The organism is Citrobacter sp. On2M, assembly GCF_018035235.1.
Taxonomy (GTDB): domain Bacteria; phylum Pseudomonadota; class Gammaproteobacteria; order Enterobacterales; family Enterobacteriaceae; genus Citrobacter; species Citrobacter meridianamericanus.
This window is the reverse complement of the sequence record NZ_WPCV01000004.1, coordinates 565,080-580,479: the sequence shown is the minus strand read 5'-3', so window position 1 is coordinate 580,479 and position 15,400 is coordinate 565,080. Positions and strand designations below refer to the sequence as shown.

The window sequence follows — 15,400 nt, the reverse complement described above, 5'->3', positions numbered from 1 at the left end:
TGCATTTCTTAACAACAAAAAAACTGCAATTATAATAATTGCATTCTGCATAAGGGTTAATACTAATGAATTTAAATCTATCCATATTAAACTTATTGGATATCCATAATAAACAGAGTTGCCGAGTTTATAAAATACATATGTCGCATATGACAGAAATGTGATCAATGTTATTATCGATATGTTACTTTCTAGTTTGTATGTGCTATTTCGCATCTAATATATCTCTATGCAATTAACTCTAGATTATTTTTAATTCCATACTAATACGCTATATTAACAACATATGATACTCAAACAATTTGTTCCCCTTAACCAACAAAGGGGAACAAATAATTTACACTTAAAATTCTTTTCTTGAATCGAATCCACTTACAATTGTATAGTCGATAAGAGAATTATTTGCCTCGTTAATTCTAATTTTAGCACCTTTATATGCGACAACTTTTGTTCCTTCAGAAAGGTCAAAAGTAAAGTCTGTTGTATATGCAGATCTCGCCATATTATTAGAGAATTCACGATATGTGAATTTTAATGTGTTCCCTGACTTTCCATTATACTCTATCGTCTTTACAAATGAATCACTAACCATACATAACCCATTTGGTACATATTGTATTGAGATTTCACTCGAATTGTATGTTGTACCATTAGGTGGTGATATTGTATTTTTCGCTTTATCATATGTTACATAGTTTACTGAGTTAACAACTACGCCATATAAGTTTTTAAGTCCAATAGAATTCTTATCAATCGGATTTGCATAAACATTGTTTCCGGTATGGCAATATGTCCCTTCTTTAATTTCTGATAGTGACCCTGACGCGTTACCAAGTTTAAGTAATTCAGTTTTATACCCAGTAGCTGACCTTATAATGTGATCACCCATGTATGCTTTGTTAGTTGTACCAACCATTGGTTCCACATATTCTTGAGTTGTGACTTTTGGAGCAACACTACCCGGAGCACAGCCAGATAATATTGTGGCACCTAAAACAATTAGAGGTATATTATTTTTCATGCGTTACTATTCCATATGTGTGTAGTACTAAAGTCAAAATCTTATCATACCAGATAAAGAATGGTAATAGTTCAATAGGTTATTGGTCTTTCCCTTCCGGCTCTCCTTTTATAGTACATATTAAAATTTCGCATGAGGTACATAAGAATCAATAGTGATTACTTTAGTTTCTCCCAGTGGCGGGGGGGGCGACTCGTTCCCACTTCGCGGGGCTGCGTGGCGACTTCAAAAGACTTTGAATAATCTATTGAGTAGTAATTCTTAGTAGTTGGTACTTCCAATCAATTATTTGTTTGTACTTTTCTTGTCTGAGCGAAAGCGAGTAGGAACGGGCGTTCTTTCGAGTACTCACGAGAAAAACGCAAGTTATACTCTTATTTTGTTTTTAAGGGGTAATAGTGAGGAAGCAAAGCGACGAGCTATTACCCCTGAATAACATAATATGACGTATGGAATATTATGTTATTCATCTTTCCAACAAATGGATAAGATTATTATATTAAGTCGGAAAGATGCCCTTTCCCCCCCCTAAAACGTGCAAAAACAGTCATTTTTGGTCATTACTTGTACTAAAAATGGCTAGTTTCACTACCATCTTTCCAACAAAGGAATTCCCCCATCAAACTGTCGGAAAGATGGTTATAAGCCGTTAATGTAGCTTTTGATAGTACCGAAACTTGTTCCCTCGTTTAGCATTTGACGTAATTTGACCTTTTCCCATTTGTTTAGCTGTCGTGCATCACCATCAAGAACATACTTAATCATGACACCATGATTATATGCCTCTAAAAGCTCCTGTGCGGCCTGTGTAGCGATTCTTTTATATTGGTATATCTGAGTCTTCTTTAGTGGTGGTTTCATCACGTCGCCGCTCTGACGGCGTGTATTGATATTATGCTCTACTTCCGCATAACCTAATATTGGGCATTGAATAATTAGATTTAGTATTTCTTTACGACCTACCTTAGTTCTGCTTGTTGAACCTTCAAACTCTTTTTGTATTACCCCATCTATGATTGCTATTGCTTCATTGGTGAATTGGTTGATGTACTTGTAACCTTTCAAAATTGAACTTAGACCTGTGTTATCATAAAACTGTTTTTTTCCTGCCATGATAAATATCCTTATAGTATGTTGTGATATTATAGTTAACTGCCCTTAGTATTCCTGTACTAAGGGCTTTTTTATTTCCTTCCCTTGCGGCGTAGTACACCCTGAATATGTTCAATGATTGCGGGTTCTTCATTACTCAATCTTTCATAGAATGATTTATAAGTTTCACCCTTCACTAAGCGAGTATATAGAGTATCATCAGTGTCTTTACCAAATGCCCCTTTTACATATTTCTTTAGACCGTTCTGACTACATTCACCACATGAATAATGGTTCATAACTATCATGTACTCTTCATATGTCAATCTTGTATTCTTGATAGTACCGCTAACATTATTAACACTCTTCGGTACAATCGTTATATTTGACTTTGTATTGTTACGTTTATTTGTATCTAAGTGATCATATACATCGGTTGGATCTGGTTTCACTGGTAGATAGTGACTTCCCATTAGATCATGTACGTTATACATACTTCCCTTGAATCTAATGAAGTTATAACCGCCCTTCGCATATCTGTTATTGTATGAATGTTTGCATAGTTTGAATTCGATAGTATCAAATAGTTGACCTTCTTCACATATTAGTAGTTCTGAATGTTTTATATGTACTTCCCATGTGGAAGATTCAAATTGTTTATTTGCTGCGTTGATTTCTCTTGTACTCATATTATTCTCCTAGAATTATTTTTTGATTTATAAGATATTGAATTGCCGCCGCACGTGTTTTGGCTTTACCATCCGTGATTAGCTTATCTAGTAGTTCTACTTGGCGGTCATTTAGTTTAGTACTTACTGCATGTTGTTTTAGTTCTTTCATATGGTTCCTCATTGAAAGTATTCTTTTTTTGATTTTCTTCAAGTAAAAAGTTCCCCCACGAATGGGGGATATCTTGGAGGAGATATTATGATTTTCTACACTCTTATTTATCAGAATGATTCATAAAGAGGGTAGAAATGGATGGGATTTCTTCACTTCACACCTATATTATAGGACATTTTTTCACTTTGTCCCAAAAAATGTATTGCTATTTTATAACATGCTGATTCATAAAGATTTTTATTACTTCACAGATAATGCACACTGCAAGCCAGATCATGAAGCAAATATAAAGTACTTCAATTAATCCAGTAATCATTACCAACCAACCAAGTAGTAGTATTAGAGTTGTTTTAATCCAGTTCATTTAGTTCTCCCTTAGTACTTATATTTAGTAGAAAGAACAAAAAAGGGGGCATTATGCCCCTTTTTCTTAAATTATTATTACTTCCTAGACCAAAAAACCGTCCGTCTAGATCTGTATAGTTGATCCTACTCGTCTTCGTAAGCACTTGTATGGAAGAAAAATTCCTGTACCTTTGGTATTACTAACCAATCACGAATAACTTTTGCCTCACCTCTATTTGTCCTGTCCAATATTGAAAAGAGATGCATACAATCAATCAGATCTGCTTTAATATTGATACCATTACAATCTTGTAGCCCTCTGATCTCAGGTAAACCGCTTTCCCAATTATTACTATAAGCGACTACAAAACTAGGTGTGTAGTAAGTGATAGTATCATCGCTAATTTTTTCTACAAACCGTGTTACTTTACAGTTGTTTTTTAACTCTACTATTAACAGATGTTTCTCGCTTGCACCAATATAGTTAATAGTAAATGTATAAAATGGATCTGGTGTATCGGTTCTGGTACATTCAATACTGCTTACTGTTTTTGATAGCAATGAATAAACCTTTTGACGAAGTTCAACATTAGCAAGATCTTGTATTTCATTTAATGATGTAAGTACTTCTAAATCTGGAACTTCTACGTTTGTAGTAAGTGCGGATATTTTTTCATCAATAGTAGTCAGTTCTTTTCTATTCTTATTCTTTATATTAATCAGACTGATTTTATCATCATCATCTTCAGTTTCTTTGATCAAGAGATCTAGTTTCTGAAGTTTATCAGTAATAATAGATAACTGAGTTTTGAGTACATCAATATCATCTCTATGAGTGCTATTTCCTTTTTTTAGTTTATCCCAATTAAGATTACACAAATGTTCAAGTATAATCTGTTCTGCTTCTTTATATCGGATTAACTTTGCATGTGTACATTTAGTTGTTTTTGAACGTTCGGCAATACATCTCAAATATGACGCTGATGAAGTCATAGTTTGACATATCATTCCATTACCACAGAATCCACATTTAGCAATCCCATTGAATATGGAACGCATCATAGTACCAGCCTTCTTTCCTTTACGTACATTTCCATTAAGCAAACTTTGAACTTGTTCAAATAGAACTGAATCAATCACTGCCGGATAGTGACGCTCATCGCCTAAAAATCCGATCAATCGCCGATTTCGTAACAGGTGATAGAATTTATTAGTGCTCCAGGACGTTTTGTTATAGTACCGTTTTTCTTTATTGAGTTTATTAACTATTGCTGTACCGCCAAATCCTTCTGCATACATCTTAAATATTTCGTTCAATATTTTAACACGTTCTTTATTAACTATATAACTTTGCTTATCTTCACTAAGTGATAACCAATCCGGTGTATTATTATTAATAGCGATGCCTTCTTCTAAGGATTTACGCTTGCGGTTTTTCCAAGATCTCTTACTAATCTTGCTTTTACGGTCAGATTCGGCATATGCTCGTTCTATAGATACCGTTAATTTATTAAGTGATTTCCTAACTTTTCGACTGAAGATTTCACCTGTATCAACTTCTAATATATCTATGCCATTATTAATGAGATTAGTAAACTCTTGAATAGCGAGATATTCTTCCATTCTGCAAAAGCGATCTACGTTTTCTATAATAAAAAGTCCAATAGTAATCTCTCCATCAAGAACTTTCTGTCGGAACTGCCCTAACTGTCCCTTCGAAAAGTGATAACCGTGGTAGGCAGACTTCCCCGCGTCCTCAAGAAGCACATAGTTATCACGGTCAATTTCATAGCCTAGCTCCTTCGGAACATCAAAATCTTCAAGATACGCCCTTATCGCATCTTGTTGTCTCTGCAAACCATAACCATCGATTTGAATCAGACTTGATACCCTGCAATAGATAGTTACCTGTACTAACGGTTTGACGCTCTTCGAATCGAGGTCTATAGATTGAATCATCACCATTTTTTTTGTTCACTTTTGGAGAAACTTATGGCAGAGAATAACATGTATTTTTATGCTACGCTGGAAGAAGCCATTGATGCCGCTCGTGAACAATTTTTGGCAGATAACCCCGATCTTGAACCTGACGAAGCCAGTGTCGGGCAGTTAAACGTACAAAAATACGTGCTACAGGATGGGGACATCATGTGGCAGGCGGAATTTTTTGCTGACGAAGAGAGTGATGAAGGCGAATGTCTGCCAATGCTGAGCGGTGAAGCGGCGCAGAGCGTTTTTGATGGCGACTATGACGAGATTGAAATCCGTCAGGAGTGGCAGGAAGAAAACACCCTTCATGAATGGGATGAAGGTGAATTCCAGCTGGAACCTCCCCTTGATACTGAAGAGGGTCAAACCGCAGCCGATGAATGGGATGAGCGATAGTTACTCGTAAGGTCCATGATGAATATCGAGCGGTAGCAGCAACGTATCAAACACCAGCGAAAAAGGCAGGTCGAGAATGGTGACGTAACGCCATGCGGAGTCGCGGACATCCCATTGCACGCCCGGATAGTATTGGTTTCCGTGCCCTTGTCCTGGGATGGTTCGGCTAATAATACTGCCGCATCCGCTCAGGAAGAACACCATGATCCCCACTGCTAATATTCGCACCTGATACCTCCCGACTCTTTTATTCAGTATAAAAAAATACCGGCACCAGGCCGGTATTTTCACGTCATAGAACGCTTATTCTTTCCTGAGCGCCAGCGGGTTCAGAGTCAGCCCCTGATAGTAATTCACCCAAGAAGAATACTTATCAGGTGAATTCCAGACGCGGTAATGTAATCGCGCCATCGTTACTGGATCGCTCAACAAGACCAGGCGGCGGTCACGGTTCAGTTTCTCCGGCGTTTCGTTCAGCGCCTGCTCCACATGACGGTCGCGGGCTATCTCAAGCACGTTGCTGGCACGGTGACGCGCAGTCGCCATTGCCGTTGCCAGAGCGTTAAACGACGGGTTAAACACCGCATGCATAAAGCCGTCGTTCAGCGTACGATTGCGGTTCATCACCAGGTAGGTATCTGTATCTACCAACACCTGCGGCGGAGAATATTCTTCCGGGATCAGGAACAGCTTCCAGCGCTTGGTACGTAACCCAACCGTGGAACGACTGGAAATCACGGAAACAAACGGCGACAGGATCAGCGAGAAAACGATCGGTGCCAACCAGAACAGGAAACGCAGATCCAGCCAGGCCATACCCACAGCCCACACCAGCCCCAGTAGTAACTGAGAGCCGTGACGCATAAACGCTTCCCCCCACGGGGTGGAATCGTCATCACGCTGCGGGGAATTCCACACGACTTCCCATCCGAGGAAAGCGCTCACGACGAAGACGGTATGGAACAGCATACGCACCGGTGCCAGCAGCACGGAGAACAGAACCTCCAGCAGCAGCGACAGCGTAACGCGGATGAACCCACCGTACTCTTTCGTCCCTTTACACCAGATGAGCAAAATACTCAGCAGCTTCGGCAGGAACAGCAGCACCATCGTCGAAGCAAACAGTGCGATCGCCAGTTCAGGACGCCACTGCGGCCATACCGGGAACAACTGGCGTGGTTGCAGGAAGTACTGCGGTTCCGTTAACGCGTGAACCACCTGTAATGCCGTAGACAGCGCGAGGAACATAAACCAGAGCGGCGCGGACAGATAGGACATAACGCCGGTCAGGAATACCGCGCGGTGAACCGGGTGCATCCCCTTAACCAGGAACAGACGGAAGTTCATCAGGTTGCCGTGGCACCAGCGTCGGTCACGCTTGAGTTCATCCAGCAGGTTCGGTGGCAGCTCTTCATAAGAGCCCGGCAGATCGTAAGCAATCCACACGCCCCAGCCGGCACGCCGCATCAACGCCGCTTCCACGAAGTCATGGGAGAGGATCGAGCCCGCAAACGAGCCTTCGCCCGGTAACGGCGCAAGCGCACAGTGCTCGATAAACGGCTTCACGCGGATAATTGCGTTGTGGCCCCAGTAGTGTGATTCGCCTAACTGCCAGAAGTGAAGTCCGGCAGTGAACAGCGGCCCATACACACGGGTCGCAAACTGCTGGCAGCGCGCATACAGCGTATCCATACCGGAAGCCTTCGGTGAAGACTGGATAATCCCGGCATTCGGATTGGCTTCCATCAGGCGTACCAGTCCGCTCAGACAGTCACCGCTCATTACGGAGTCCGCGTCCAGCACTACCATGTAGCTGTACTGATTTCCCCAGCGACGGCAGAAGTCATCAATGTTGCCGCTTTTACGCTTCACGCGACGACGACGACGACGGTAGAAAATTTGCCCCTCGCCCTGCACTTCGGCAATCAGCTCCATCCACGCTTTTTGTTCTGCTACGCAGATATCGGGGTTGTAGCTGTCGCTCAGGATGTAAACATCGAAATGCTCAGCATTGCCCGTTGCTTTGACCGACTCCCACGTGGCACGAAGTCCCGCGAAAACGCGGTCAACGTCCTCGTTACAGATAGGCATAATCAACGCGGTACGGTGTTCAGGATTCAGCGGTTCATCCCCTACCGTTGAGGCAGAGATACTGTACTTATCTCGTCCAATCAGCAGTTGCAGGAAGCCCATCAGCGCGGTCCAGAACCCCGCTGATACCCAACAGAAAAGCACGGCAAACAAAATAAGGATGCCGGTCTGGAGCATGTAAGGCAGCAGTTGCATAAAGGAGACCCACAAATCCTGCCCCATCATGTCTGCAGGATTAATGAATGCCCACCCCTGGTACGGAAGGATTGTCTTCATATACCAGGTTGCGACGACCGTTTGCGCTAGTGTTAAGATCAACAGCGTATAGCGACGAATGGTGCCAACGGTACGCCATTTTTGCTCGCTCACTTGTTCTTCTTTCGTCAAACGAGAAAGATAACGCGGCGTCACATCACGCCCTCGCAGACGATCCCAAAAACGGCCGACCGGGTTGGTACGCCAGGGATCGGGGAACATAGAGGTGCGCGTTGCTTTTGGCATCGCCTGTAGCTGATCGCGCCCTTCATCGTCCTTAATCAACTGATCTTTAGCCAAAGAATCCGGCCATGCTTGCTCAAGGCGAGCTTTTACAGAACCCTGCGGTGAATCATCTTCGCGCGAGTACGTACGATGCTCAGCATCCAGCGCCTGATGAACGGCGCGGATGTCAGTTTTCGGCAGTGCCGCTTTTTCGATATCCGAAAGCGGCATTGCATCAATATACTCAGTTGTCTTATTCATTGGCAGGTAACTGGTAGCTCCAGGTTTCACTCAGCGTCTGATCGGCATTGACCAGGGCAGCACGCATTTCAGTGGTTTTCTTCACATCTTTCACTTTCACGCGCAATACCAAACGCCAACCTTTAGTGACCGGATTGTAGCGCACGGTGTTTTCAACGATTTCACCGTTGTCGCCAATACTGGTTTGTGCGGTAACAGGCGTATCCTGCGGCAGCTTTTTCATATCGGTGCCAGTAAAGTCCACCACAAACGCGATGGTACCGTCAGGCTGACGAATCAGGTTGGACTGTTTAACATCACCGGTAGAACGACGGGTCTGTTGTACCCAGGCATTATCAGGCGCATGAAGCTTGTCTTCATCGCGCGTGAACGTCAGGGTATATTTAAAGTTCATTTCTTTACCGGCTTCAGGCAGTTGATCCGGCGTCCAGTACGCAACGATGTTATCGTTCGTTTCATCGTTAGTTGGAATTTCAACTAACTCAATCTTACCTTTGCCCCAATCGCCTTTTGGCGTGATCCAGGCGCTTGGGCGCAGATCGTAGCGATCGTCGATGTCTTCAAAACGCGAGAACTGACGGCCACGCTGCAACAGACCGAAACCTTGCGGATTTTCCATAGCAAAGCTGCTCACCGCGAGATGTTTCGGGTTATTCAGCGGACGCCAAATCCATTCGCCGTTGCCAGCGTGGATGGACAAACCGTTAGAGTCATGCAGTTCTGGACGATAGTTAGTCGTCGGAGAAGGCTGGTTTGGACCGTACAGGAACATACTGGTTAACGGTGCAACGCCAAGTTTGCCCACTTTGTCGCGCAGATAGACCTTGGACTGAACATCGACTACCGTGTCACGACCAGGAATGATGACAAAGCGATACGCTCCGGTTGCACGCGGAGAATCCAGTAAGGCATAAATGGTTAAACGTTTATCAGTTGGTTTCGGACGCTCGATCCAAAACTCACGAAAGCGGGGAAATTCTTCACCAGAAGGCAGAGCGGTATCTATCGCGAGACCGCGCGCAGAAAGGCCGTAGACCTGGCCTGCACCCAGAACACGGAAATAGCTGGCACCGAGCATACTGACGATTTCGTCGTTTTTATCTTTGCTGTTGATCGGATACAGCACTTTGAACCCGGCGAAACCGAGATCTTTTACCGTGTCTTTATCATGCTGAACATCGCCGAAATTAAAGTAATCTGGGCTGTATTTGATTCTTTTCACCGCAGTAGCGGTCACTTCGTTGATTTTGACCGGCGTGTCGAAGTACATACCCTGGTGGTAGAACTCGAGCTTAAATGGGGTCTTAAGATTGCTCCAGTAGGCTTTATCATGATTAAACTGGATCTGCTGATAATCCGCATATTTCATGTCGCGGAAAACGGAGGGCAAGTTACTTTTTGGCGCCTCATAGCCTTTATCGGCTAAGGATTGAGCTTGTTTTGCAACATCATCAATGCTGAATGCCCAGCTCGATGATGTGTACAGCGTTAACATGACTGCTGCACCCAACCAACGCATTTTCATCATTTGTAGTTTATGTTTCATAATTAGTAAGCACTTCCCCCTTTGTGTGCTTATATTGATCCGATCCATTTTAATGGATAATCGGGTATTCCGACAACTGAATCCCTGTATTGTTCGCGCGCTGGCTTATGGTTTAAGCAGGTTCGTCTGCCTGTTTTCACTTTGCGTGCTTATCCTGGAGACAGGTTGTTAGACTTCGTGTAGGGTTGCCTTCGAATGTAACCATTATTCGTCTTAGGGATAAGACGAAAAGTCTGAGAATACATAACTGTCTATGAGCTCTGTATCACCACCACGCGAATATTTTCTTGACTCCATCCGTGCCTGGCTAATGTTGTTAGGGATCCCGTTCCATATTTCATTGATCTACTCCACCCACACCTGGCATGTGAACAGCGCAGAACCATCGTGGTGGTTGACCTTGTTTAATGACTTTATCCATGCTTTTCGCATGCAAGTCTTCTTTGTCATTTCGGGTTATTTTTCCTACATGCTATTTCTACGCTATCCGTTAAAGCGCTGGTGGAAAGTACGTGTGGAACGCGTGGGGATCCCGATGCTAACTGCGATTCCATTGCTTACGCTACCGCAATTTATCATGCTGCAGTACGTGAAAGGAAAAGCAGACAGCTGGCATACTCTCAGCAGCTACGAGAAATACAATGCGCTGGCCTGGGAGCTGATTTCCCATCTGTGGTTTTTACTGGTTCTGGTGGTGTTAACGACCGTAAGCATGTGGATGTTCACCCAGATGAAAAACAGATTAACGCAAAGCGACATCGGCAGTTCGCCTTCGGTGTCGATGACAAAATTAACGTTGATTTTTGCAGTGCTTGGTATCGGTTATGCCGCCGTCAGAAGGACTATTTTCATCTTTTATCCTTCGATTCTCAGCGACGGTATGTTCAATTTTGTCGTTATGCAAACGCTGTTCTATGTGCCTTTCTTTATGCTCGGCGCGCTGGCGTTTATCAATCCTAATTTGAAAGCGCTGTTTACCACACCGTCGCGCGGTTGCACGCTGGGAGCCGCATGCGCATTTGTCGCCTATCTGCTCAATCAGCGCTATGGTAACGGTGATGCCTGGATGTATGAATCTGAATATGTCATTACCATGGTCATGGGCTTGTGGATGGTGAACGTCGTCTTTTCACTTGGTCACCGCTTACTGAATTTCCAGTCAGCCCGCGTGACCTATTTTGTCAACGCATCCCTGTTTATCTATCTGGTGCATCATCCGTTAACACTGTTTTTTGGCGCTTACATTACTCCGCATATCTCGTCGAATCTGCTGGGTTTTCTCTGTGGTCTACTGTTTGTGGTCGGGATTGCGGTAATACTGTACGAAATCCATTTACGCATACCGGTGCTGAAGTTTCTCTTTTCGGGTAAACCCCCCGTTAAGCAGGATAAAAACAAGGCCGTAGCCCGTTAGTTTTTCTTTCAACCATTGAGTGATTCAGAGCAACCACTCAATGGGTAACACTGACGCCAGCTTGACCAGCACCCGCTTCCAGAATCCTGTGGCGGGTTCTTTTTTCAGTACCTGTTCACTGCCAGAAAGTCGGTCGACCCAATTAATTCTTCCCCAACGGTCGAGGCGTAGTTGCCAGGCCATATCTCGCTGGCTTTGCATAAACCGCTTATGAATCAACTCTGCCAGCACTTCACTTTCAATCACAAATCCCATTTCCGTATTAAGCAGTGTTGAACGGGGATCAAAATTAAGCGAGCCAATAAACACTTTGCGATCGTCAATGCTGAAGGTTTTCGCATGCAGGCTGGAACCTGAATTACCGGTTAACCCACGATCGTGAACGACCGGGACGCGATCAAGGTTCGGTTTGAGTTCGTATAATTCCACGCCGTAGCGCAGCAGTTTTTTTCTCCAGCGTGCATAGCCAGCATGAACGATTGCCACATCATTCGCCGCCAGTGAATTGGTTAAAATGGCGATCTTGACGCCTTTTCTTACCAGTTTCAGGAGCTGCGCTACACCGGCGCGAGTCGGCACAAAGTAGGCTGAAATGATATCAATACGTTCGGTCGGCGAACCCATCACGTCAAACAAACGCTGTGGTAACAGCGAGTGACGCGGTGCTTTCCCTTCTCCTTTTGCAGGATCATCACTCAGCAAACGCGTTTTTGCCCAAACCAGCGGCAGCGACCGTTGATCAAGATGGGTCATAAACTGGCTGGTTTCCAGCTTATGCTGATAACGACGGGTAATATCATCGTTATACCAGGATTCGGGCAGCTCAATATGGCGCACAGAATCAGGCTCAGACATCTCAAGCACATTTTTTAACGTTGAAACCGAGCGGCAATGCCAGTAACGCTCAAAATCATCGGCGACATCTTTAACCACCGGCCCAATAGCCATGACGTCCAGATCCGAAAACAGCGGTTGTTTTCCCGCGCCAAAATAGGCATCGCCAATATTACGCCCACCCACGAGGGTCACCACGCCATCAGCGGTATAACTTTTATTGTGCATACGCCGATTAAGTCGGGCAAAGTCAGTTAAATAGCCGAGGGCACGCAGAATGCGAAACGAAAAAGGGTTAAACAGGCGAACTTCTATATTCGGGTGGCTATCCAGCAGGCGCAGCGTGTCATCCAGCCCTGGCGTATTATTATCATCCAGCAGCAAACGCACACGTACGCCACGCTTCGCCGCAGCCAGCAGCACGGAAAAGAGCAATAGCCCGGACATGTCGCTTTCCCAGATGTAATACTGCACATCCAGAGTACGCTCTGCCATTTCCGTTAACCGATAACGAGCAGCAAACGCATCGAGGCTGTCATCCAGCGCAAGAATGCCGCATTCTCCCGGGTGGTTTTCACAAAGTGGCGTGATGGCACGCTCAAGTCGCGTCATATCAGTCCGTGTTAGCATCGTCTTGCTGGGTCAGCAATCTCTTGTAAAGTTGGGCGCTTTCTTCATCAAAACACACGAAGAAGATTTGATCGGGCAGTGCGCGGCGGGTAATAAATTTCAGCACCGTATTTACCGCTATTTCTGCTGCCGCCGCGCGGGGATAACCATAAGCCCCGGTGCTGATTGCCGGAAAAGCAATGGACTGATAGCCATTGGCTAAGGCTAGTTGCAAGCTATTCAAGTAAGCCTCTTCGAGGCGTTCAGCTTCATGATGATCGCCGCCCTGCCAGACGGGCCCCACTGTGTGGATCACCGCTTTGGCGGGCAAATTTCCCGCCAGGGTGATCACCGCATGACCTGTTGGGCATTCACCCTGTTGCTGGATAACCTGCTTGCAGGCCGCCAGCAACGCAGGTCCGGCAGCGCGATGGATTGCACCATCGACGCCACCGCCGCCCAATAGCGATGGATTCGCTGCGTTGACAATCACATCAACAGCGATCGTTGTAATATCGCCATGTAACACATGAACACGTGATTGCATAAGTTCCCCCCTGACAAAACACTATTTGCTAAGTGTACAGCAGGGTTTTCCCGGAAATCTCACTTTTTAACCACACGTGTGCATATGTACGCCAGAATGATTCATTTATATTCAATGTTAAGAATTGCCATGTTTTTCTGTTCATTGAGATAGTGCATTTTGACTGTGGCAATTTGCTGCACATTTTGAGGGGCAGTCGCGACCTGTTGCTGATTGTAGAGACTATTACGAGTGGTGCCGTCGCGCATACATGACAATTCAATTTGCTGATGCCGAGCGTTAACATCGCAAGGTGATTCAACTATTGCACCGCGAAAATGAATAATCCCGCCGGTTGAGATTTGCTGCGCCATTGCGGGGAGGGTAAAAAGAGAAATGCTGCACAAGCTGATACTTAGAAAACGCTTTAATAATGTACACATAAGGGTTCCTCAATGATTAGCCATCCTTGAGGGATCGAAATGATCCTTCACCGCTGTGATTAACGATCAAATTAAAACGTTTACACGTTTCTATATTCATAGAACAGCAGTGCATTCCCAGCCACACCCTTAATGCAAATACAGCAAAAAAATCATGGGTGACTGTTTGAGTCTGGCCATTGCTGAGACAGATGCAGAGACTGCCCATCCGAAACGGTAACGATAATTTTGACCGAATCCTCAGGTGAAATATTAAAACTCAGTTTGGTTAATTCAATCGGCCGATTAGCGGGGACTGAAAGGCTTGTTTTCTGCTGCGATTGACTTTGCCCCCCCTGCCCTTTACGTATGGCAAGGACTTGTACCTCACATACGCACGGTTGAGCTAACGTCACCTGAGGAATAATGGTGTAGATATCACCTTGCTGAGTTGTATTGAATGTTATTTGATTTGCCAGCGCGGCAATGAGTAAGAGCGTATGCATCATATTCTCCCGAAAAAAAACAGGGCTCACGCCCTGTTTATTATCAGTCAGAAAACTGAATTAGTGTTGGTTAGCAGTAGCGTTGTTGCCAAAGCCAACCTGCTGAATCAGCACATTGGAGTCAGAAGCTGTCTGATTAACCAACGCACCGTTGCGGCCCCCGAACTGGGTCACGCTAATATCAGCATTTTTTGCATTCCACTGATCGATAGTGGCACTGTTCTGGAAGCCGGTCTGTTTCAGGCTGATAGTACTGTCATCAGCACCCTGGCCAACAACAGCTCCGTTACCACGCCCGTGTTGTGTGATGGTGACATCTGATTTACGCGCATCACTTTGCAAAGCATTCGCAGAGTTGCTTGACCCATATTGATAGATACTCAGTGAAGAGTCTGGGCCATAATTACTGCCGCCACCATGATGATTGCCGCCCCATTGCGGAACAACACCAGCCAGAGCACTGCCAGAAACAACGATTGCTGCGAATGCTGCCACTTTTAAAAGTTTCATGGTAAACCCCCATCGGATTGATTTAAACGTCGTTAATGGATTAGCGTTGAGTCACGCGAATTGCCATTTGCGACTGTCTCTGCACCACAACTGCTGTTTTTTGTGTACCGTACTGGGTAATATTGGCTTTATTACCAGAACCTTTCTGGATAATCATCGCCGTATTACCGTATGAACCTTGTTTAATACTCGCATCATTGGAACTACCCGTTTGATCAATATATGCAAAGTTATATGATCCCGTCTGGTCTGTTTTCGCCCGATTACCAGAACCTTCTTGCGAAATGACTGACAATAACTTCGAGCCCCCCTGGCGAGTATTTGCACTGTTCGCAGTGCCAACCTGACCAATAATGGCTGCCTGATTAAATGAAGACTTACTTAATTCATTTACCGCAAAGTTATATTCTGAATTAGCCAAATCATAACTTGTCGTCGCGGCTGCAATCCCAGGCACACCCAGCATTGTAAACATCATAAATAACAACTTGTTTTTCATGTTGTCACCCTGGACC

The 15,400-nt window shown here is 44.5% G+C and carries 16 protein-coding genes; 2 read left to right on the top strand and 14 right to left on the bottom strand.

What is annotated here, in order from left to right:
• Positions 1-343: 343 nt before the first annotated feature.
• The 5 genes from On2M_RS13050 to On2M_RS13030 all read right to left on the bottom strand — a co-directional run bounded on the left by On2M_RS13050 (position 344) and on the right by On2M_RS13030 (position 5,266).
• Complete coding sequence (locus On2M_RS13050) at positions 344-1,021, bottom strand: hypothetical protein (protein WP_210904941.1); 678 nt, start codon at positions 1,019-1,021, stop codon at positions 344-346.
• Positions 1,022-1,660: 639 nt separating this feature from the next.
• Positions 1,661-2,134 carry a hypothetical protein gene (locus On2M_RS13045; protein WP_210904940.1) on the bottom strand — a complete coding sequence of 158 codons (474 nt, stop codon included), beginning with the start codon at positions 2,132-2,134 and terminating at the stop codon, positions 1,661-1,663.
• Positions 2,135-2,205: 71 nt separating this feature from the next.
• The gene (locus On2M_RS13040; RefSeq protein ID WP_210904939.1) at positions 2,206-2,802 is read right to left on the bottom strand and encodes a hypothetical protein; all 597 of its coding nucleotides are present in this window, start codon (positions 2,800-2,802) and stop codon (positions 2,206-2,208) included.
• Position 2,803: 1 nt separating this feature from the next.
• Positions 2,804-2,953 (bottom strand): hypothetical protein, encoded by a 150-nt coding sequence (locus On2M_RS13035; RefSeq protein ID WP_210904938.1) that lies wholly within the window; start codon positions 2,951-2,953, stop codon positions 2,804-2,806.
• 492 nt (positions 2,954-3,445) lie between these two features.
• A complete protein-coding gene (locus On2M_RS13030; RefSeq protein WP_210904937.1) occupies positions 3,446-5,266 on the bottom strand; it encodes a recombinase family protein in 1,821 nt (606 codons plus the stop codon).
• 42 nt (positions 5,267-5,308) lie between these two features.
• Here On2M_RS13030 and On2M_RS13025 point away from each other — a divergent pair, with 42 nt between their 5' ends.
• Positions 5,309-5,686 carry a MysB family protein gene (locus On2M_RS13025; RefSeq protein ID WP_210905246.1) on the top strand — a complete coding sequence of 126 codons (378 nt, stop codon included), beginning with the start codon at positions 5,309-5,311 and terminating at the stop codon, positions 5,684-5,686.
• On the opposite strand, the gene On2M_RS13020 is transcribed toward On2M_RS13025, so the two are convergent.
• The 3 genes from On2M_RS13020 to mdoG form a co-directional block, all read right to left on the bottom strand.
• Entirely contained in the window at positions 5,687-5,914 is a 228-nt protein-coding gene (locus On2M_RS13020) for a YceK/YidQ family lipoprotein (protein WP_087052693.1), read from the bottom strand. It abuts the gene before it with no gap.
• Positions 5,915-5,989: 75 nt separating this feature from the next.
• The gene (mdoH, locus tag On2M_RS13015; RefSeq protein WP_210904936.1) at positions 5,990-8,518 is read right to left on the bottom strand and encodes a glucans biosynthesis glucosyltransferase MdoH; all 2,529 of its coding nucleotides are present in this window, start codon (positions 8,516-8,518) and stop codon (positions 5,990-5,992) included.
• Positions 8,511-10,046, bottom strand: coding sequence for a glucans biosynthesis protein MdoG (gene mdoG / locus On2M_RS13010; protein ID WP_151219666.1), 1,536 nt, complete (start codon positions 10,044-10,046; stop codon positions 8,511-8,513). The genes mdoH and mdoG overlap by 8 nt, the downstream gene beginning before the upstream one ends.
• 271 nt (positions 10,047-10,317) lie before the next feature.
• Between mdoG and mdoC the strand changes: the two genes are divergently transcribed.
• Positions 10,318-11,478 carry a glucans biosynthesis protein MdoC gene (gene mdoC / locus On2M_RS13005; RefSeq protein ID WP_151219665.1) on the top strand — a complete coding sequence of 387 codons (1,161 nt, stop codon included), beginning with the start codon at positions 10,318-10,320 and terminating at the stop codon, positions 11,476-11,478.
• A 24-nt stretch (positions 11,479-11,502) separates the two neighbouring features.
• On the opposite strand, the gene On2M_RS13000 is transcribed toward mdoC, so the two are convergent.
• The 6 genes from On2M_RS13000 to csgB form a co-directional block, all read right to left on the bottom strand.
• Positions 11,503-12,942 carry a phospholipase D family protein gene (locus On2M_RS13000; RefSeq protein ID WP_151225222.1) on the bottom strand — a complete coding sequence of 480 codons (1,440 nt, stop codon included), beginning with the start codon at positions 12,940-12,942 and terminating at the stop codon, positions 11,503-11,505.
• The gene (ymdB, locus tag On2M_RS12995) at positions 12,926-13,468 is read right to left on the bottom strand and encodes an O-acetyl-ADP-ribose deacetylase (protein WP_151219663.1); all 543 of its coding nucleotides are present in this window, start codon (positions 13,466-13,468) and stop codon (positions 12,926-12,928) included. Before ymdB ends, On2M_RS13000 begins: the two co-directional genes overlap by 17 nt.
• Positions 13,469-13,569: 101 nt before the next feature.
• On the bottom strand, positions 13,570-13,890 hold the full coding sequence (locus On2M_RS12990; RefSeq protein ID WP_187252664.1) for a type 1 fimbrial protein: 321 nt from the start codon (positions 13,888-13,890) through the stop codon (positions 13,570-13,572).
• A gap of 152 nt (positions 13,891-14,042) precedes the next feature.
• Positions 14,043-14,375 carry a curli assembly chaperone CsgC gene (gene csgC, locus On2M_RS12985; protein ID WP_187253023.1) on the bottom strand — a complete coding sequence of 111 codons (333 nt, stop codon included), beginning with the start codon at positions 14,373-14,375 and terminating at the stop codon, positions 14,043-14,045.
• Between the two features lie 60 nt (positions 14,376-14,435).
• Positions 14,436-14,885, bottom strand: coding sequence for a curli major subunit CsgA (gene csgA, locus On2M_RS12980; RefSeq protein WP_151219661.1), 450 nt, complete (start codon positions 14,883-14,885; stop codon positions 14,436-14,438).
• A gap of 40 nt (positions 14,886-14,925) precedes the next feature.
• A complete protein-coding gene (csgB, locus tag On2M_RS12975) occupies positions 14,926-15,384 on the bottom strand; it encodes a curli minor subunit CsgB (RefSeq protein ID WP_210904935.1) in 459 nt (152 codons plus the stop codon).
• Positions 15,385-15,400: the final 16 nt, after the last annotated feature.

What these genes read in the sequence shown, in the direction of transcription:
- On2M_RS13050 (WP_210904941.1), bottom strand. Translation starts at nt 1,021, where the DNA reads ATGAAAAATAATATACCTCTAATTGTTTTAGGTGCCACAATATTATCT.
- On2M_RS13045 (WP_210904940.1), bottom strand. Translation starts at nt 2,134, where the DNA reads ATGGCAGGAAAAAAACAGTTTTATGATAACACAGGTCTAAGTTCAATT.
- On2M_RS13040 (WP_210904939.1), bottom strand. Translation starts at nt 2,802, where the DNA reads ATGAGTACAAGAGAAATCAACGCAGCAAATAAACAATTTGAATCTTCC.
- On2M_RS13035 (WP_210904938.1), bottom strand. Translation starts at nt 2,953, where the DNA reads ATGAAAGAACTAAAACAACATGCAGTAAGTACTAAACTAAATGACCGC.
- On2M_RS13030 (WP_210904937.1), bottom strand. Translation starts at nt 5,266, where the DNA reads ATGGTGATGATTCAATCTATAGACCTCGATTCGAAGAGCGTCAAACCG.
- On2M_RS13025 (WP_210905246.1), top strand. Translation starts at nt 5,309, where the DNA reads ATGTATTTTTATGCTACGCTGGAAGAAGCCATTGATGCCGCTCGTGAA.
- mdoH (WP_210904936.1), bottom strand. Translation starts at nt 8,518, where the DNA reads ATGAATAAGACAACTGAGTATATTGATGCAATGCCGCTTTCGGATATC.
- mdoG (WP_151219666.1), bottom strand. Translation starts at nt 10,046, where the DNA reads ATGATGAAAATGCGTTGGTTGGGTGCAGCAGTCATGTTAACGCTGTAC.
- mdoC (WP_151219665.1), top strand. Translation starts at nt 10,318, where the DNA reads ATGAGCTCTGTATCACCACCACGCGAATATTTTCTTGACTCCATCCGT.
- On2M_RS13000 (WP_151225222.1), bottom strand. Translation starts at nt 12,942, where the DNA reads ATGCTAACACGGACTGATATGACGCGACTTGAGCGTGCCATCACGCCA.
- ymdB (WP_151219663.1), bottom strand. Translation starts at nt 13,468, where the DNA reads ATGCAATCACGTGTTCATGTGTTACATGGCGATATTACAACGATCGCT.
- On2M_RS12990 (WP_187252664.1), bottom strand. Translation starts at nt 13,890, where the DNA reads ATGTGTACATTATTAAAGCGTTTTCTAAGTATCAGCTTGTGCAGCATT.
- csgC (WP_187253023.1), bottom strand. Translation starts at nt 14,375, where the DNA reads ATGCATACGCTCTTACTCATTGCCGCGCTGGCAAATCAAATAACATTC.
- csgA (WP_151219661.1), bottom strand. Translation starts at nt 14,885, where the DNA reads ATGAAACTTTTAAAAGTGGCAGCATTCGCAGCAATCGTTGTTTCTGGC.
- csgB (WP_210904935.1), bottom strand. Translation starts at nt 15,384, where the DNA reads ATGAAAAACAAGTTGTTATTTATGATGTTTACAATGCTGGGTGTGCCT.